The organism is Paenibacillus sp. Soil787 (assembly GCF_001429545.1).
Classification (GTDB): domain Bacteria; phylum Bacillota; class Bacilli; order Paenibacillales; family NBRC-103111; genus Paenibacillus_E.
In genome coordinates, this window is sequence record NZ_LMSP01000001.1 from 975,312 (window position 1) to 994,282 (window position 18,971).

At 45.1% G+C, this 18,971-nt stretch carries 16 protein-coding genes; 8 read left to right on the forward strand and 8 right to left on the reverse strand.

Annotation, left to right across the window (positions count from 1 at the left end):
• Window positions 1-829: 829 nt before the first annotated feature.
• On the reverse strand, window positions 830-1,144 hold the full coding sequence (locus tag ASG93_RS03920) for a winged helix-turn-helix transcriptional regulator (RefSeq protein WP_056828995.1): 315 nt from the start codon (window positions 1,142-1,144) through the stop codon (window positions 830-832).
• A 179-nt stretch (window positions 1,145-1,323) separates the two neighbouring features.
• Here ASG93_RS03920 and ASG93_RS03925 point away from each other — a divergent pair, with 179 nt between their 5' ends.
• From ASG93_RS03925 to murA, 4 genes are all read left to right on the forward strand, one after another.
• On the forward strand, window positions 1,324-2,091 hold the full coding sequence (locus ASG93_RS03925; protein WP_056828997.1) for a DODA-type extradiol aromatic ring-opening family dioxygenase: 768 nt from the start codon (window positions 1,324-1,326) through the stop codon (window positions 2,089-2,091).
• Between the two features lie 29 nt (window positions 2,092-2,120).
• Window positions 2,121-2,477: a DoxX family protein gene (locus ASG93_RS03930; protein WP_056828999.1), complete on the forward strand. Its 357-nt coding sequence runs from the start codon at window positions 2,121-2,123 to the stop codon at window positions 2,475-2,477.
• Between the two features lie 179 nt (window positions 2,478-2,656).
• Window positions 2,657-3,433, forward strand: a complete 777-nt coding sequence (locus tag ASG93_RS03935; RefSeq protein ID WP_056829001.1) for a DeoR/GlpR family DNA-binding transcription regulator — start codon at window positions 2,657-2,659, stop codon at window positions 3,431-3,433.
• A gap of 25 nt (window positions 3,434-3,458) precedes the next feature.
• The gene (gene murA / locus ASG93_RS03940) at window positions 3,459-4,742 is read left to right on the forward strand and encodes a UDP-N-acetylglucosamine 1-carboxyvinyltransferase (RefSeq protein ID WP_056829003.1); all 1,284 of its coding nucleotides are present in this window, start codon (window positions 3,459-3,461) and stop codon (window positions 4,740-4,742) included.
• A 158-nt stretch (window positions 4,743-4,900) separates the two neighbouring features.
• On the opposite strand, the gene ASG93_RS03945 is transcribed toward murA, so the two are convergent.
• The 3 genes from ASG93_RS03945 to ASG93_RS03960 form a co-directional block, all read right to left on the reverse strand.
• On the reverse strand, window positions 4,901-5,806 hold the full coding sequence (locus ASG93_RS03945) for an AraC family transcriptional regulator (RefSeq protein ID WP_056829004.1): 906 nt from the start codon (window positions 5,804-5,806) through the stop codon (window positions 4,901-4,903).
• A gap of 96 nt (window positions 5,807-5,902) precedes the next feature.
• On the reverse strand, window positions 5,903-6,616 hold the full coding sequence (locus ASG93_RS03950; protein WP_056829005.1) for a metallophosphoesterase family protein: 714 nt from the start codon (window positions 6,614-6,616) through the stop codon (window positions 5,903-5,905).
• A 966-nt stretch (window positions 6,617-7,582) separates the two neighbouring features.
• Window positions 7,583-8,287 (reverse strand): ThuA domain-containing protein, encoded by a 705-nt coding sequence (locus ASG93_RS03960; RefSeq protein ID WP_082614677.1) that lies wholly within the window; start codon window positions 8,285-8,287, stop codon window positions 7,583-7,585.
• Window positions 8,288-8,503: 216 nt separating this feature from the next.
• Between ASG93_RS03960 and ASG93_RS03965 the strand changes: the two genes are divergently transcribed.
• From ASG93_RS03965 to ASG93_RS03975, 3 genes are all read left to right on the forward strand, one after another.
• On the forward strand, window positions 8,504-9,397 hold the full coding sequence (locus ASG93_RS03965) for an SDR family oxidoreductase (protein ID WP_156410778.1): 894 nt from the start codon (window positions 8,504-8,506) through the stop codon (window positions 9,395-9,397).
• Window positions 9,398-9,649: 252 nt separating this feature from the next.
• Window positions 9,650-11,341, forward strand: coding sequence for a GMC oxidoreductase (locus tag ASG93_RS03970; protein ID WP_082614678.1), 1,692 nt, complete (start codon window positions 9,650-9,652; stop codon window positions 11,339-11,341).
• 13 nt (window positions 11,342-11,354) lie between these two features.
• Window positions 11,355-12,977 (forward strand): GMC oxidoreductase, encoded by a 1,623-nt coding sequence (locus ASG93_RS03975; protein ID WP_056829008.1) that lies wholly within the window; start codon window positions 11,355-11,357, stop codon window positions 12,975-12,977.
• Between the two features lie 352 nt (window positions 12,978-13,329).
• Here the strand turns inward: ASG93_RS03975 and ASG93_RS03985 are convergent, their stop codons facing one another.
• From ASG93_RS03985 to ASG93_RS35680, 3 genes are read right to left on the reverse strand one after another with little or no spacing between them, the layout of a single operon-like run.
• Window positions 13,330-14,556 (reverse strand): Ger(x)C family spore germination protein, encoded by a 1,227-nt coding sequence (locus ASG93_RS03985; protein ID WP_056829012.1) that lies wholly within the window; start codon window positions 14,554-14,556, stop codon window positions 13,330-13,332.
• A 26-nt stretch (window positions 14,557-14,582) separates the two neighbouring features.
• Window positions 14,583-16,199, reverse strand: coding sequence for a spore germination protein (locus ASG93_RS03990; RefSeq protein ID WP_082614679.1), 1,617 nt, complete (start codon window positions 16,197-16,199; stop codon window positions 14,583-14,585).
• 17 nt (window positions 16,200-16,216) lie between these two features.
• On the reverse strand, window positions 16,217-16,450 hold the full coding sequence (locus ASG93_RS35680; RefSeq protein ID WP_056829013.1) for a hypothetical protein: 234 nt from the start codon (window positions 16,448-16,450) through the stop codon (window positions 16,217-16,219).
• A gap of 165 nt (window positions 16,451-16,615) precedes the next feature.
• Between ASG93_RS35680 and ASG93_RS04000 the strand changes: the two genes are divergently transcribed.
• Entirely contained in the window at window positions 16,616-17,740 is a 1,125-nt protein-coding gene (locus ASG93_RS04000; RefSeq protein ID WP_056829326.1) for a GerAB/ArcD/ProY family transporter, read from the forward strand.
• Window positions 17,741-17,832: 92 nt separating this feature from the next.
• Here the strand turns inward: ASG93_RS04000 and ASG93_RS04005 are convergent, their stop codons facing one another.
• Entirely contained in the window at window positions 17,833-18,927 is a 1,095-nt protein-coding gene (locus tag ASG93_RS04005; RefSeq protein WP_056829016.1) for a glycoside hydrolase family 105 protein, read from the reverse strand.
• Window positions 18,928-18,971 lie beyond the last annotated feature (44 nt).

Genomic DNA, 18,971 nt, shown 5'->3' on the forward strand with positions numbered 1-18,971 from the left:
CACACACTCTCAAGTGAAAGTCTTAGACAACTCGTTCTCCCCTACCTCTAGTGAGCGTCTTTCATTCGTTGAATTGTTGCATTTCCTACAACATCATTAAGTTCCTCCATATTCATTTTGTTCCATCAAGCTTTATAGCGCATATTTGTCCAAACCTTTCCTATGAATCAATCATAGAATATATCATTCCAAAAGAAAGGGTGATAGGATTGGCAAACACAGATGTAAGGCTCCAACTTTTTTCTGGCAATAATTTTACAAATCGGCGGATTGTTCTTAGACGTGGAGGTGTAGCAGTTCGAGATTTAGGAGCGTTTCGTTTTGATAACGTCCTTTCCAGTTTCCGTCTAAGAAATGTTTCAACCACAGATTCTGTGACACTAGTTTTGTTTTCACGAATTAACTTTCAGGGATCCATTCGCATATTTCGTGGACGCCAAAACGTGTCGAATTTAGGTAATTTCAATAATCTAACTTCTTCCTTAATTTTAGTAGGACGCAACCTTACAAATTCCCAAATTCAACAGATCCAAAGTACCGGGACCCCTCCTCGCGATATTTTAGTTATCAGACAATAACAGATAAGTGAAAAGGGATCGCTGTAGCACGGCGGAGTGAATGATCCACCAGATGGTAGAGGCTGGTATTTAATTGAAGAAGGCTATAAATGCCAATTTCCATGAATAAGCTGACAGCCTTCACGCCGCGCTACAACGTACACCCAAGGTTCGCTCGCGTATATTTCGGAGTCTCTCAGGTCCTCCAAAACAAAAAAGGCCATCTACCCTGCAGATTTCCACAGGTTGGATGACCTTTTTTTACACTATTCCTAAACCGGCAGCCACTCTTGTGACCATTTCGCAATCTCGCCGAATATCGGAGCCAATGCTTGCCCCTTGTCCGTAAGTGAATATTCGATACGGACGGGACTTTCTGGGAATACTACCCTCTTAACGATACCTTCATGCTCAAGCTCCTTCAGTCGCTCCGACAATACCTTGCCGCTCAAATTGGGAAGTGCCTGATCGATATTTATGAACCGCTGCGGGCCTGATAGTAATTGAAAAACAATAAGCGATGTCCAGCGCTTGCTGAGGATTTCTACAGCTTTCTCGAAACGAGGACACAGTAGGTTGCGTTCCATGTTTATCACCTCTATATGTCTATTTATTATAGAGTAAGTTGACACGGATATACAAGGTTACAAAAAGTAATTTAGTTACTTGACGAAACTACAAATTTGACGTAATATCAGTTACATAAAGTAACTAAGTGAATTTAAGTAATAATAAGAAAAGTAATTTATAAAGGAGTGTTTTTATAATGATTTCACCCATATTTGTAGGACACGGATCTCCCATGATGGCTATTCAAGATACAGCTTGCACGCAATTCCTGCTCGACTATGGCAAGAAGCTTTCCCCGAAAGCGATTGTCATCTTCACGGCTCATTGGGAAACAGAGGTACTCACCATTTCGTCCACCAATGACGTATATGACACCATCTACGATTTCCGCGGCTTCCCGGATGAACTGTTTCAAATCAAATATCCAGCCAAAGGGGATGTGGAACTGGCTCGAATAATCGCTGACCGCTTCACGGCGAAAGGCATCCCTGTGAATTTGGATTCACAGCGCGGGCTTGACCACGGTTCTTGGGTTCCGCTTTTACGGATGTTCCCGCTACCTGAATGCCCAGTCATTCAAGTGTCAGTTAACCCGTACTTGCCGCCTGCGGAGCAGTATCGCATTGGCGAAGCTCTGCGCGGTCTCGATCAGGAGGATATTCTGATTATCGGAAGCGGCGCTACTGTGCATAACTTACGAGCTCTCAATTGGGATGCCAAAGAGCCAGACGCTTGGGCTGTTGATTTCGATGAATGGCTCATCCGCAACATGCAAACGCAGAATCTGGAGGCGCTGTTCGACTACGCCACTTTAGCTCCGAATGCTCGCATGGCCGTACCAAGACCAGAGCATTTCATTCCGCTCTTTATTACAATGGGCAGCGGGGATCCAAAGCGTCCCGCCGAAGTGATTCATCGCAGCTACGAAGTCGGTTCGCTCAGCTATCTTTCGGTCTCATTTTAACAGAAAGCTCATAATGAGGTGTCTTTTCATTGAAATGGACAATTCGCATTCTACAAGGCTTGTTGGCAGCAGCTTTTTTGATGTTTGGCATTTTGAAATTAGCAGCTCACCCCATACAAGTGGAGGCATTCACAACGACATATGGATATGGTTTAAGTTTCATGTATATCGTTGGGGCGATTGAATTATTAGCTGGAATCGGGCTGATTATCGGCTTCTGGAAGCCGCGCATCGCGTTCTACTCCGCTGGCACTATTGTAGTTATAATGGCTGGCGCTATGCTAACTCATGTCCGATCAGGCCAAGGAATGAAAGCCGCGGCACTTCCGCTTCTTTTTCTCATGCTGGCATTGATCGTTGTGCTAGGGCGCTCCAAGCGCGCATAAAAGGCTTTTCCTGTTATCATCTTGTAGATGAGCGTGGGATAAGCCTTTTTTATTCATCAATATGAAAAAACATGAAACTTCAAGAAGAATAATGAGCATAATAATTGACAAAGACGAGACATACGGAATAAAATAAATACAGAAATCTTTTCCATTTTTCTAAAAAAAGGGGCATACTAATGTTAGCTGAAGAACGCAGACAGTTGATTTTATCTATCCTTCAAAAGGACGAACGAGTTGTTGCCAAAGATCTTGCCGATCAGTTTCAATTATCCGTCGACTCTATTCGAAGAGATCTTACCATGATGGAAGAAATGGGCCTGCTTAAGAAAACGTACGGCGGCGCCATGCCTGTAGCCAAGGTTCGAACTTTGCCACAAACGGAATCTATCCGATATGGTGCAGCAATGCCACACCAACATGCGATTTCCAAGTTGGCTGCTTCCTATATTCAATCCAATGATGCCGTTTTTATAGGTGGAGCAGGGATTCATTATGGTATGCTCACATATTTGCCTAAACATATACCTTTCACGATTGTAACGAATTCGCTCAAAATCGCCCAATGCATAAGAGAATATGACAACATTGACTCCTATTTAATTGGCGGCAAGCTTCGAGCTGCTTCTGGTAATATGATTGACCCGTTAGCGATTGAGCAGGTAAGGAAGTTTTCTTTGGATATATGTTTCGTAACAGGAGGCGGCCTGTCAGCCAAAGGTATAAGCACAGCCACTCCGGAGGGAGCAAGCTTTACAAGAGCTGTATGTGACATTTCCCGAAAAAAAATCGGGTTAGCACCACATGAAAAAATAGGAATCGATATGTTTGCTTGTTCCGTAACTACCCGACAGTTAGATTTGATTATCACGGATGCGGAGACCGCAGAAGAGGATGTTCAGAAGATTAAGAATCAGGGTGTGGAAGTTATCATCGCACCGGTAGAACACAATTGATCTGGATATGGAAGGAAGATGCAGGGTGAAAGCAATTGAAGTGGTTCAATCTATGAACTTGAATGGGAACGTCAAGATTCCTGGCTCCAAAAATAGTTCGTTAGCTTTATTGGCAGCAGCTTGTTTAGCCGATGAGCGAGTAAGGCTAACTGGCATTCCCGAGATTGCAGACTTTCACATTATTCGACAAATAGCGGATGACCTCGGTGTCCATATGTTTCGCGAGTCCACAAGCGATGTAATTATCGATCCTCGTGCTATTCACTCCACTTCCATTGACCCATTCAAAGCATCCAAAATCCGTACAGCCTATTATTTTGTTGGTGCTTTGCTTGCTAAATACGGTAAAGTCATTATCGGATATCCCGGAGGGGATGATTTTGTAAGCCGCCCCATCGATCAACATATCAAAGCATTGACCGCTATGGGGGCTAGATTTACGTTTCACGAAGACTACTATGAAGTGGAAGCTCGCGAGCTGCGCGGCGCAGATATTTACTTCGATATGATTACGTCCGGAGCAACGATCAACAGCTTATTGGCCGCTGTAAGAGCTAAAGGGCGCACGATCCTTCGCAACGCGGCGAAAGATCCGGAAGTGGTTGATACCGCCAACCTATTGAATCATATGGGCGCTAACATCAAAGGCGCCGGAACCGATACCATTCACATCGAAGGCGTTACTTATCTGAATGGCTGCTCCTATACCGTCATTCCGGATCGGTTGATCGCGGGAGCCTTACTTATGGCCGCGGGTGCAACCGGCGGTACGATAACCGTTGAAGATATCATTCCGGAACATCTCGGCTCGTGTATTGCCAAACTTACTGAGATTGGGTTATTTTTCGAATTCGGCGACAACTCCATCACAGCGCACTCTTCAGGGATACTCAAAGCAACGCGGGTCAGGACGGCCATGTATCCCGGATTTGCTACCGATTTACAACAACCGCTGACGGCACTTCTTACCAAAGCCGGAGGAAAAAGCATCATTACGGATACAATTTATCCCAAAAGATTCAGTCATGTAGGGCAATTAATACGACTCGGAGCTGATATCAAGGTTCGTTCGGGAACTGCTTTCGTCAAAGGCGGTGTACCCTTACGAGGCAATCTGGTCCACGCCACAGATATTAGGGCCGGCATCTGCCTGCTGATAGGCGGGTTGATGGCAGAAGGCAGAACTACCATTACCGGCGTAGAACATTTTGAAAGAGGATATGAAAACATCGTCGATACATTTCGTTCCCTAGGTACCACGATCGAGGTTCGCGGCCTTCCCGACAAAGAGGTCGAATTCGGCGCCTAAATAAAAAAAGAGACCCACAGCAACGGGCTGCGGGTCTTCAAGTATATATATTTAAAAAGGGGGTCGAATTTCAGTATAGGCTCCGAACCTTAAAGCCAGATGAAAACCAGATGTCATTTTGGTTACAAATGATTCCTATTTGTTACAGACATGCTGCTCTATTTTTCCTTAATCGGAATATAAATGTCCATTTGTACAAGCTCATTTTTGGACGGGTTACAGCGTTCATCATACAGTTCGAACTCCGCGCTTCCTGCATGCTCATAGCCAGAATGAGGAAACCATTCTTCAAAAATGGATTTCCACGTGCTCTGAATGGATGCGACAAACTGATCCTGAGTAACCTTTGGCGTTGTGAACACAGCATACCTTGCCTCAGGGAATTCTCGGCACACCAGATCGGCTTGCACACCTTCGAAACCTGTGGCCTCCATTCCGATGATGTAACTTAAATCACCAGTCTCCATGTTGAAATCCGTACAAATGCCCAGCTCAACTTGTGAATTTGCATGTAAGCGATTGGGAATGCGACTCCCCTTGCCCTCTTGAAGATACGAGCCCCAGAATGCAGGGATTTCACGATGGTTTCTTCCCTCTTTGCAGGACGTTCTCAGTTCATAGCCAATCAGTTTAAAAGCAGGCTTCGTCTTCAGTTGATATTCCATTCGAATTCCTCCTAAATAAGGGTTGAATTTTCTTTGCAGCACATTCGCTTTCGCATAAACTGGCGTCAGTATGCCTTGTTTACGGTAAGCAAGCGGCGTACGTTCAAAAACTTTTTTGAATGCTCGAGTGAAATTCTCGTGGGACTGGAACCCATTGTCGAGGGCAATATCGATCAACTTCTTCTCCGTATGCGCAATCTGATAGGCCGCGCTCGCTAATCTTCTTTTCCGAACATACTCCATCACAGCTTCTCCCACCATGGTTTGAAAGACTCTATGAAAATGGAAGTCAGAGAAACAAGCGACTTGAGCTAAACAAGCAACAGATAAAGGCTCGGATAGGTGATTTTCAATATAATCCAAAGTCTTCTGAATCTGCACAAAATAATCGGTGTCCATCGGTTGCCCCCTCCAGCATTCTAAACACAGTGTAAGCTATTTAAAATAATGGTTCTTGATCTTTCTTGCTAATAGGCGTACGCGGTATCATCGCATTTATGATTTCCAACTGCCTTTGGAAGCAACCGAATAGGTCTTGTACTGATTTCTGCCCTTGATTTCCAAGCAATTCATTTGTAAGCCGTATGCGCAGCCGCCATCAATGCCGATTTTATCACGATCAAACCAAACATCTGCTTTTCCGTGAATATCTTTGGCCGGCGTATGCCCAAATACGACTGTTTTTTTAACGACCGTTCGCTGCTGGACAAAAGGAGCTCGAATCCACATAAAGTCCCTTTCTGGCTGGGTTTTCCAATCTAAAAATGCAGGATTAAGCCCCGCATGTACATAAATGTGAGTCTCGTCCTCGTGATAATACGGAAGATTATTTAAAAATGAAATATGATTGCTGAACTTTGCTCGGATTCGTTCTTTCGATTGTTTCAAATCAAGCTCCTCGGACCCGCAGAAACTTTTAAATGTTTGGATGCCTCCATGCTCAAAAAACTTCATTTCCGTCAATGAATCAACGTCCCCCAGAACATCCACAAAACGTTGGTCATGATTCCCTTTGAGCGCAATTGCTCCCTTTTCTCGCACCAAATGCATAACGAATTCCACGGTTTCCCGACTTTGCGGCCCTCGATCCACGTAATCACCAAGCAGCACGAGCTGGTCTTCTACAGCATTAAAATTTACTTTATCGAGTAATTGCTTGAACTCATCCACACAGCCATGTATATCGCTTACAGCTAATGTTCTTTTCATATCCTGTTCCTCCTGATGGCGTGCTCCGGCAAATCCGTCTATTTATGGGTATCTATTTGTTCTAGAACATGTCCTAGCAAACTCTTAATCTATGCGTATTTCTATGATTCACGTATTATTTTACCATAGTTTGGTTTATTCGGGATTCCTTAATTATCATTAATCTTACGTAAGAAACATGAAAAGGACGTCCTGTTGGACGTCCTCGCTTTCAACTTCCTGTTACTATGGATGTACGTCGCCTTTGAGGGCGGTGCTGAAGACTGTAGACGCCAAGGCGGTATGGGTTACGTGGAGCGGTATCCGTGACGACGGACTCCACGCCTACGAGTGTACCATACCAACATTACGAGCGTCGTAGAACACTGCTGTGAAGTTTACGCCTTTGTAGATCTTTGTTCCACACGAACGACCGCTTTATTCGTTCACTTCATATCTGGTTCCATCTATCCTAAATTCCGCGAAAGATGAGATACCTGGATATGCAGGATCCGTAGGAATACCAGGATAAGCCACTTGGAATTTCAAATATCTAAATGATTCGTTAACTAAGTATTCTTTTACTCGGAGGGTCTCCATTGCTTCTGTATTTGTCGTAAAAGTCTCCGTTAATAAAATCCAATTCAATCCATCGTTGGATCCATATACATTCATTCCTTCAGAGCGGTTAGGGAAACCTCTTCTAGCTTGGAAAGAAAATGCTTTCGCCGAGACTTTATATTCTGGTCCAAAATCAAAAATGAGTCATAGGCATAATAACTTAACTAGGATGTTTATTACTCAAAAATGACGGAAATTGCTTTAGTTAACTTAAACATCCCTGGCTACACGTTAAAAAACCCTCTTGTACATTTACGGAAGTTTATTTACATTCCGTTTGCACAAGAGGGGCTGATCTACAAATAGGCTCTTAAATTATGCCGTACACCGGTTTCGTTTCTGTTACTTGTTTGACAAGTAATCCGTTTACCTCGCGGCCCAAACCAACCCTCGTCTTATCATCTCGATAACTTGAGGTATGGTTACGATTTCCGGAGAGTGTCCTAATGTATTGGCGTACACCCGGCCTTTACCGTATTTTTTGATCCACACCGTTGGCATAACGACCGGTCTCCAAACCTCAGGCGGAGATATTTCAAAATTGGTGGTGGCCAGCACATCGTTGGCTGGGTCGACAAGCATATAAAACTGTTCCGTTCTGACAGTAAAGTCCGGAATTCCCTTCACAAGAGGGTGATTCGGATCCGTGATGTGCACCCGGTAAGTAACGTTCTTCGTGGCATGCCAAACAAACTGCCCGCCGACCATGAGCTGATATCTGATTTCACAGCGAAAAGCATCGACCAAGCCCCCATGAAGCCCTGCAACGCCGGTGCCGCTTTCCACCGCGGACAGGAACGAATTCAACTGCTCCTCCGTCAGGGTGCCGAGGGTCCAGACCGGAACTATCAGATCCACTTGTTTTAATTTTTCCCGATCCAGAAAAACATCCAAGGTATCGGAAATCTCCACATCGAAGTTTTCTTCCCTCAAGATCCCTGCAAGAATACCCGAGATCTCTTTAGGGAAATGGCCTTTCCATCCTCCTTGGACAATTAACGCCTTCTTCTTCCCGAGCTGTATATCGTTCGAGGACTTATGGGAAAACCGTAAAGTGAATGCTCTTTTCATACGTCCCCTTCTCCCCTCATTAGTAATCGCCTGTCAGAGCATTATATGCATCATCTGCACATAAATTAACAGAAGAGGAATCAGGTATATTATTTTCAGCGATACCCACACACCTGAAACAAAAGTTAGAAGAAGGATGATGAACCGGCTCCGACGGCACAACCAATCCGCAATGGGCATATGTTATGATATCTCAATTCACAAGAAGGACGGGATATGATGAAGCCCACTTACGGAAGTTATACCGATTGTAAAAGGATTCCGATTTATTATCTGCCGCAATATCAGCCACAGCAGCCCGGTATCGAATCAATCATGATTCCAAGGCCCGTTTCCGAAAACCCCGCTTATGCTGGAAGCGGAAAGCTGCGCGATAAAGTTGCGATTATAACGGGCGGAGACAGCGGGATTGGAAGGGCTGTGGCGTACGCGTTCGCCAAAGAAGGAGCGGACATCGTCGTCGTTTATTACAATGAACACGGGGATGCCCAGGAGACATTGGCAAGGGTCAATCAATTGGGCCGAAGGTGCCTCACGCTCGCCGGAGATATCGGAGATGAATCGTTTTGCGGGCATGTGGTGGAAATGACGATCCGCACTTTCGGCCGAGTCGACTGCCTGGTCAACAATGCGGCGGTGCAGTTTTATCAGGAAAGCATCGAAGGCATTACGCGCGAACAGCTGGAACGGACCTTTCGAACAAATATTTTTGCGATGTTCTATCTCACCAAAGCGGCCCTCCCTTACTTGAAACCCGGAAGTACGATCGTCAACACCTCTTCCGAAACCGCAAGTATCGGATTTAAAGGGTTGATCGACTATTCGGCGACCAAAGGCGCGATTAGCACGTTTACGCGTTCCTTGAGCATGTCGCTGATCGATCGCGGAATCCGTGTAAATGCAGTTGCTCCGGGTAGAACGTGGACGCCTCTACAACCGGCATCGCTGCCTCCGGAGCTTTATATGTCGGCCGGTTTTGATAATCCTATGAAACGGGACGCCCAGCCTTGGGAGCTTGCGCCCGCATACGTCTACCTGGCATCCGACGATTCCACTTATGTGATGGGTCAGGTGATCCATGTGAACGGAGGGTCGTCTTTCGGTCAATAACCGATTCAGGGAACCCGTCAACATTTTTACGTTAAAATGTTGACGGGTTCCCGAAATCACAATGATGTTTGAAAGAATAAATCAACATTCGACGACATAGATATACATAGATATTTTTCAGGATAAATGCGACACATTTATGACTAGACCGCGTGTCGATATGTAGAACAACTCCTATCTATCCGCTACTGCTGCCGGGGCAAAGTGAAGATTGCGGTGTATCTTGTATCGTTTTGAAAGGATCTGGTGGTATTGAGGATATACATTGCGAGTGATGGCGATACTCTCTTCAAAATTGCAAAAAAAAATGATATCGAATTGGAACAACTCACCTCCCTTAATCCACACATTACAGCTCTTGATCGAAATATCACCGGCTTACAAATCAAGCTTCCTTCCTTAAATCCTTCCGGCAATGCGCAGGCCAGCCTTCACCTTTGTCCGGTGGAGCCGCTACCGGATTATCTGGATCATTGGATTCCCCTTACCTCACTGGAACAGATGGCCCGGACGCATTATGATGTTCTCATTGTCGGGACAGGCGCCGGGGGTGGAGCGGTCCTTTGGCGATTATGCGAACATTGGGTGAAAAGCGGGAAACGAATAGGAGTTATTGAAGCCGGTGATCTTATGCTGCCGACGCACGCCCAAAACATTGCGACAATGGATGCTGAGCGATACGTTAAATATTGGAGCAATCCCAAGTTTTGGAAAAAAGTCGGGGAATCGCAGCCTGTATGTCCGGTTCCTGATTTAATAGACGCATCGTTTCCCTTGGCTTTTCAACAGTTTTTAGCTTTAGGCGGAAGAACCATGATTTGGAACGCGGTATCTCCCCGTATGCATCCCACCGAAATAATGAAGTGGCCCGTTCCTTTAAAAGAAATGGATTATTACTATCGCATTGCCGAAAAAGTGATGAGCGTGACTCGAAACTACTCCCAGGGGTCATTGTTAACGCAAAAGCTTCTTGAACGTCTTCAGACGCAGGGGTTTCCAGAAGCCGAAGACATGCCGGTAGCTGTCGATCTTGGACAGACCAAGTATGGAGAACTTCATTCGAATGTATTTTTCAGTTCGATGTTATTTCTTGCACGAGCCTTGAATCGGAAGCCGTTCGATTTAACTGTGAGGGCCCGCGCAGTCCAGGTGCTGACGGAAAAAGGGAGAGCGGCCGGTGTCAGGGTCATGTCTCCGGATAAAAAAACTTATGATATCTTAGCAGAAACTGTAGTTCTATCCGCAAGCACACTGGAAACTCCACGCATTTTACTGAACTCGGGAATCAAAGGCGAAGCGGTCGGTCATTACCTGACCAATCATTCGAGAGTAGTTGGCAATGCAATCATAAGCCGTCTTGAATTTCCGGAAGTCCTAGGCACACTTAACATTTTATTACCCCAAACGGAAGAACGCCCCTATCAAATACAGATGTACGGTCCAGGTCAATATTACTGGTATCATTATAAGACAGAACCACTGCAGCAGGAATGGAGGGTCGATATGCAAGCGTCAGGCAAGGTTGAATCGCGGTACGAAAACTACGTTTCATTGGATCCCCAAAAAAGGGATGAGTATGGAATGCAGGAGCTTCAGGTTTGCTTCTCCTATAATGATCGTGATCTTGAAGTTATCCGCCAAATGGCTGAGGGCGTTAAACAGGCGAGTTATGTCATGAATGCGACCTTGCTAACTAACGGCGGTTCGGAAGTCTGCTTGAGATTGCCGGGTGAAGAAATACATGAGATGGGCACTTGCCGGATGGGAAATGATTCACGTAATGCGGCAGTAAATCGGTATGGCGAGGTCTTCGGCATATCAGGTCTTTTTGTGGCCGACAACAGTGTCATTCCCGCCAGCGGTGCATCCAATCCAACGCTCACTACCGTTGCTTTGGCCATTCGTACAGCAGATTATATCCAACAGCAGCGAGATGAACGATAAGGATGTGAAATCCATGCGGATTTATGTGGCAGACAAAAGCGATACGCTCAGAAAAATTGCTCAAAAGTTTCACATTAACTTATCAGATCTAATAACTTTAAACTTCCGAATTCCTGATCCAGATCATCCTCTTACCGGATTTCCCGTTTATCTTCCTCTCGCCGCTTCCGAGAGACGGGCCTATTCGGAGTCCGGCAGTATCCAGGTAACTCCCGCCCCGGTCTCCGAGGTATCTTGGATACCGACAAGCTCCTTGGAGAAAATGAGTCAAACCGAGTATGATGTACTTATCGTAGGCACCGGGCCTGGCGGAGGAGCGGTACTCTGGCGATTGTGCGAGCAATGGAGAAAGAACGGCAAGAAGATCGGTGTCGTAGAGGCGGGTAATCTGATCCTGCCAACTCATGCACGAAATATCGAAACCATAGACTTTAAGCGTTGGAACGACTTGGCGTATAACAGTCCGCGTTTAAAAATTCCGGTCTCCGGCACAAGACTTCGGCAGCTTATCGCTGTCGGAGGCAGGTCATTGGTCTGGTCGGGGGTTAGTCCGCGCATGTATCTCACTCCCGAGCAATGGCCTGTACCTGGGTGGGAGATGGACATGTACTACAATATCGCCGAACAAGCCATGCATGTTACAAATGTATATACCGAAGGATCCCCGATGAACCAACTTTTACTCAATCAACTTCGGAACGGCCCGTATCCCACAGCGGTGAACGAGCCGCTAGCCGTGGATATGGAACCGACCAGGTACGGCGAAATTCACTCCAACGTCTATTTCAGCTCGATCTCGTTTCTCGCCAAAGCGCTGTATCGAAAGTCGTACGATTTGGCTGTGCTGGCCCGCGCCGTACAAGTGGTAACCGAAAAAGGGCGTGTCGCAGGCGTTCATGTAATGACACCCGATAAACGATCCTATGTCCTGAAAGCGAAAACCGTCGTCTTGAGTGCAAGCACTCTCGGAACTCCACGTATCCTTCTGCATTCAGGGATCCGAGGAGACGCGATCGGCCATTATCTGATCAATCACTCTGCTGTCAGAGGAACAGCCAAATTCAATCGCAAAGATTATCCGTATGTATTAGGTCCGATCGGCATATTGATTCCCGAAACCGAGAAGCTTCCTTACCAAATTGTGCTGGAAGGACCGATCGGTTATCATTCTTATCATGACAAACAAATCCCGTTCCAAGAAGAAATGGAATTGTTTGTTGCCGGCTTCGGTAAGATCCAGCCGCGGTACGAAAATAAAATCACACTCGATCCGTACAGACGCGACGAATACGGCATGCCTGAGCTTCAAATTCACCTTGATTACAATGAAGCAGATAAAGCCATTCTTGGGCAGGCTGCGGAAGAGGTAAAACGGGTTACGTCCGTGATTGGAGCCCCGCTCGTCTCTTTGGTCCCCGATGAGCCGGTAGCCGGCGACCACGAAGCCGGAACCTGCCGGATGGGCGACGATCCAGCCACCTCGGCAACCGACCGGTACGGGCAAATTCATGGTGTACCTGGTCTCTATGTGGCGGATAACAGCATTTTTCCGGTTCTGGGCGCAGCAAATCCGACGCTCACGATGGCGGCTCTAGCTATACGCACGGCGGATTATATCATCCGGCAGCTCAAATAAGACCCAATAAATCTATACCTTTTTACATTCAGTAGTTTCCTTATACACGGAGTTTTCGTTCGCGTTATTCCTTCACTGCTCCAAGCATAATTCCGGATACGAAAACTCCAGCGGAAAATCATAGGCTGCCAGACAACCAATCGCAAGCGATCAAGATTTCGTGCTCCTTTTCAATCTTTCGGCCAGATCGGAAGGTAAACATGGAATACAACGAGAAAGTTCAAGGTCAACCCGGCAAGCATCAAAAAACTGTATACAACCAGGTCTTTGTGATAGTTTTTATTCCTAATCATTCCAGGCACATCTCGAGAAGCAAGAAGTACAAAAAGAACTAAAATCAGGATGACTTTCATTATCTTTCTGACTCCTTCTCTTTCAAAATAAGAGGTTTATTCGTTAATCCTGTACGGTTTACTATCACATCAGCCGTGGTATCGACTTTCAGCTTTGGGAATTCCTCCTCCCAATGTTCTTTAAACTTATTCTTCCACTCTTTTGGATATCTCCGTTCTACAGCGATTCCAAATCCGAAAATATCTGATTTGAATTTTTTTTGTGCCATATCGAGTACCAGTTGAATTCTTTGCTTAAGATCATCTTCCAACTTATTTTCCACAAAATGAATGACTTTAGGATCACTCACATCCAATTTCGAGTTATTCTCATAAAGTTCGTGCTCAGCTCTTACCTTCACTTCCACGCTTAATTCTCCATCCCTAAGAATAGGTTTGATTTGGGTCTCGGCCTTCAATATTAAAACGCTTATTTTTCCATTTCCCTTTTCCTTCGGAATGTTTACCGTAACAACACCCGTTTTCATTTCGTTGCGAAGCCAGAGAACTCCTCTCGTCTCTAGGTCATTCATCCAACCGATTAATTTATCCTTTTTGAATATGGCTGAGCCTTTGACCGAAAGGTTGGTTTCCACATTTGACGGAGATGGCACCTTGGAATCCCCTCCACTCGTTAAGCTCGAAGGCACGAGTTCCATTTCAGCAGCAATCGGTTCTACCCCTTCCGTCACAAGCATATGAACAAAATCCTTCAGATTCATCCTTACACCAATGTGCTGTTTAACTTCCTCTCTCATGATTTCAGCGGGTATTCTTTCGAGTTTGGGGATAAACTTGAGAATCTTTACAGCCTCCCCTTTTGTGAATAAGATGTAACTGCGCATTCGCGCTTCCCGCTGTCTAATAAAAAAATCGAGTACCGGTGAAACTCCGTCCCGGGCCATTTGTTCGCCAAAAATAATAATTGCGCTGTGGGAAAAGAATATTCGGCGTGGCAGTTTTTCTTGGAGTCTTCGATAGGCATCCAAAATCGTTTCCCCCTTTTCTGAAACGATCCATACCGCTTTAGCTCCAATGTCTTTTCCCCCGCCAATGCCACCTTGGCCTGCAGCGCCTAACATTCTCGGAATAGCCACCTGCAGTGCTAAACGGATTTTGCCATCCTCCATCTTATCGATTCCTGCTGCGGTTACAAACGCTAAATCATTGACCTCTATCCGACTCCAGCAGCCCGAGAGAATCGGCATCATCAGAAGGATCAAACCCCATACAATTCGTGTTCTCATCCAACATTACCCTTCCGTAGTAAATCCTACTCCTTGCGGTTCGGTGGAACTGGACGCAACGGCTGTTTCATTCGGTGCGGATTTCTTTTTGCTCCTTCTTCCGGACGATCCGTCATTTGCCACCAAGGCACCCGAACAAGCACATCTTTAAGGTCACCAAAATGCAAAGGGGCTAAAGGTGACAAATAGGGCATACCAAACGAGCGAAGGCGGCACATATGGCTCATGATGAACAACATGCCTAATAGTATTCCGTATAACCCCAGCGATCCAGCTAAAAACATCATGGGAAAACGCAGCATTCTGATCGCGACCGCCTGGCTAAAGCTGGGAATGATAAAAGAAGCGATACCGGTGATGGATACGACAATAACCATCGGGGCGGAAACAATGCCCGCCTGAACAGCCGCCTGACCAATCACCAAAGCTCCGACAATACTCACCGACTGTCCTACCGGCCTAGGCAAACGCACGCCAGCTTCCCGCAATCCTTCAAAGGCTATTTCCATTAGCAAGGCTTCAACAATAGCCGGAAATGGGACCGTTTCACGGGAGGAAGCCACACTGTATAACAGAGTTGACGGAACCAATTCCTGATGAAATGTTAATAGAGCAATATACAAAGATGGCAAAAACAAGGCAATCACCAGAAACAAAAAGCGTATCCAGCGGATCGCTGTCGAAATCATAAAGCGCCCATAATAATCTTCACTCGCCTGCAGCATTTCATAAAAGGTAACCGGAACATACAAGGCAAAAGGCGTATTATCGATGATAATCGCTACTTTCCCTTCCAATAAATTGCCAACGACTTTATCCGGTCTTTCCGTACTCTGCACCTGAGGGAAAATGGAACTCGGAGTGTCTTCAATGAACTCCTCGATATATCCGCTTTCGAGAATTGCATCGATATCAATCCTGCTGATTCTTTCACGGACTTCCGCCACTAGCGTTTCATCAGCAATGTTATCCAAGTAAGTAATGACGATTTCTGTTTTTGATAATCGCCCTACATTCATCGCTTCCATTTTAAGCTGGGGGGTTTTCAATCGCCTGCGAATGAGACTAGTATTTGTCCGCAGGTTTTCCGTAAATCCGTCCCTAGGGCCGCGGATCACCGCTTCAGTCGCCGGTTCTTCAACCGAACGGGACTCCCATTCTCTTGCACTGACGAATAAGGCCCGTTCTACACCGTCTAGAATCAATACGGTATCCCCGGACAACACATGATCTATCACATCTTGAAAACTTGTCCCACTGCTTATTTGTGCAGCAGAGATCACTTGTTTACTAAGAAAATCCTCCATTCCCTCGTAACGAAGCATGGCTTGTGTCAATTGATTTTTCCCATATTCCAATAGAGGTTTTATGACGTCATCGTCAATCAATTTCATGTTGACAAGGCCATCTAAAAAAAGAAGAGTCCCTTTTTGAGTCTCACCCACTTGAAAATCCCTAAATACAATATCGGAAGATCGATCAAATATCGTTTTTAATTGTCCTACATTCTGTAAAAGATTCGAGCTAAGCAGATCACTTTTCAATGGTTCCCTGAGGATTGCGGATGATTGTTCAAGAAAGTTCGTATTCTTTCGTTGAGAAGCCACTAAACTTTTCAACCAACCTAACTTTCCCTTTTCCATGCCAAATCCCCTCACCATTAAGCCTTTATTTTTTTCAACAACGTTAAGAAAAGATGACCTGCTAACATAATAACCATAATGATCATGTAGAAAGCTCCCATAGCAGCCAACAGCATTTCCAAAACAGTAAACGTGTAAAAATGGGGATGGACCCATAAATTCGACGAAATTTCCTGTAAGTAAACATATATACACCATCCAATGAAAGCGGTGAGCACGAAGGCAAAACCTAGATTACGAATATTCTTCATCCGTTCTCCCCTGATAAGTAAGGTTTAAGCAGTTCTACTTACAATTTCCAACTATTATCTTTCGACAAATCAAGGTAAATAATACCTAATTCATCAAATTTTCGTTTAAAAAAGAAGTGAACGTTAATAATGATATCTAATTCACAGAAATGGGATGAAGGCGATATGAATCAAGAGAAAATAGGTTTCAAACAACTCTTTCTTATGATGTTAGCTTTTGAAATAGGAAGTGCTGTCATTTTTACGTTAGGAGCGGAAGCTAAACAAGATGCTTGGCTCGCCGTATTAATCGGCATGGTGTTGGGGCTTATTTTAATGTCCGTCTTCACCAAATTATCTGGGTTTTACCCAAATGATTCCTTGATCCAAATCATTCAAAAAGTTTCAGGTAGGTATATTGGATATCCACTCAGTATCACTTATATTATTTATTTCACATCTCAAGCTGCGAGGATCAGTCGAGATTTCTCCGATCTCATGCTTTCTACAATTTTAGTTGGAACCCCAGATATTTTTATTCTTGCAACTTTTGTAGCCGTAATTATTTATACGCTCCGCGGTGGTATTGAAGTGTTTGGACGGATGGCAGAAATGGTGGTTCCCGGTGTTCTGTTAATATCCATTAGCACATGGATCATCGTTTATGCTTCAGGAGTTGTAGACCTGAAACAGCTTACACCTGTACTTGGTACAGGAATAAAAAACGTATGGAAAGAGTCATTCCCAACCCTTACCAGCCTTCCTTTTGGGGAATTAGTCGCATTCACTATGATTTGGCCAACATTAAAAGATAATACGAAGCTTAAAAAGGTGGGGATGACTGCAGTTTTGGCAGCAGGAGTTTTATTATCCCTTAATATAGTAGGCATGATCTCCGTTCTTGGACCTCAGTTGTACGGTATGTTAAACTATCCTTTATTATCGACTATACGAATGGCCTCTGTGGCGGATTTTCTTGAGCGGATCGATGCCGTAGTTATTCTGCTAATGGTAGCAGGGGGGTTTTTCAAAGTTGGTGTTTACATCTATGGTGCCGCGGTTGGAACAGCCCATTTATTTAATTTGAAGAGTTACCATTACGTTCTTATTCCGATTGCAGCGATCACTGCCCCTCTTGGTCATGTCATGACAAAAACATATGCCGAGCACCTAGCTGTAGGTTTTAAATTTAACATGACCTATGTTCAACTTCCTTTACAATTTGTAATACCTAGTTTGTTACTGGTAGCAGCTTACTTTCACCAAAAATCACTATCCTACAGAGATCCTAAATTACGACAAAGCCAATAACGATTTACAAAAATTATTTAAAAAAATAAGGCTGAACACAAATATGTGTCCAGCCTTTTTAACACAAAAATCAATTTTAGCTCTTCGGATTCTTACTTCATGAGTGACTCCATTTCTACACACGCCATCACGAATGTACCAACACCATGCAGGTCATTCTCACTTGTTGGTCGAGTCACATAGTTCTCATAATCACCGGCTGATGTTCCGATGCAGATCAGCGGTAAGATCACTCGTTCCTGCTCATCGAATTTCAACGTTCGAATCAGACCCTCATATCCCTTCACGGCTGCATCCACACATTCTTGACCGACAACCCCGTGCTTAATCGCTTTGGCAATCGTGTATACGAATAGATTGGTACATGATGTCTCCAGCCAATTATCGGGCTGATCACCCTTGTCAACGATTTGATACCACAGTCCGCTCTCTGGATCCTGATAACGAATCAACGCATGAACGAAATCACGCAGCGAGTTAACTAACTCTTCGCGCCCTGGTTCGTCCATTGGGAGCTCATCAAGAAACTGCGCTACTGCTAGGCCATACCAGCCCAGTGAACGGCCCCAGAATTCAGGTGAACAGCCGGTTTCGGTATCCGCCCATGGCATCTTCCGGCTTTCGTCCCAGGCATGGTACAGCAGCCCTGTCTCTTCATCTTTCATATATTTGCGCATCAGTTTCTCTTGATGCAGTACGGTTCCACGCAAGCCGAGGTCTCCGTAAGCATTCGCATATTTCAATGAGAAGATGCCTGCCATATACAATCCGTCCAACCACATGTTGAAAGCATATTTGTCTTTATGCCAGTAACCGCCCTCCGAAGTGAGATTCAGCGTGTTCAGCAAGTTTCTCAGCTTATCCGCAGCGATTCGGTATTTGCTGTGTCCTGTCCGTTTGTCCAATCGGAACAACAAAAGCCCCGCTTGAACCGCATCAAGCTCATCCCGTGCGAAATAGAGATTGCCATGCTCGTCGATCAAACCATCGACATATGCCTGAATGTAGGCGTCATAGCGATCATCCTGTTCAGCTTCCCAAAGCATTTCCATGCCGCATAAAAATACACCTTGGTGATAATGCCAACGCTCAGCGGGTGGCAGCTCCATAGGCGTGTAAGTGCTCATAATTGAATCGCAGGCAGCTCTTGCCCATTCGATGGGTGATTTTACAAAATGATGAGTCATATTGAATTTCCTCTCTATGTCAAAATAGATTTTCGGATTAATTG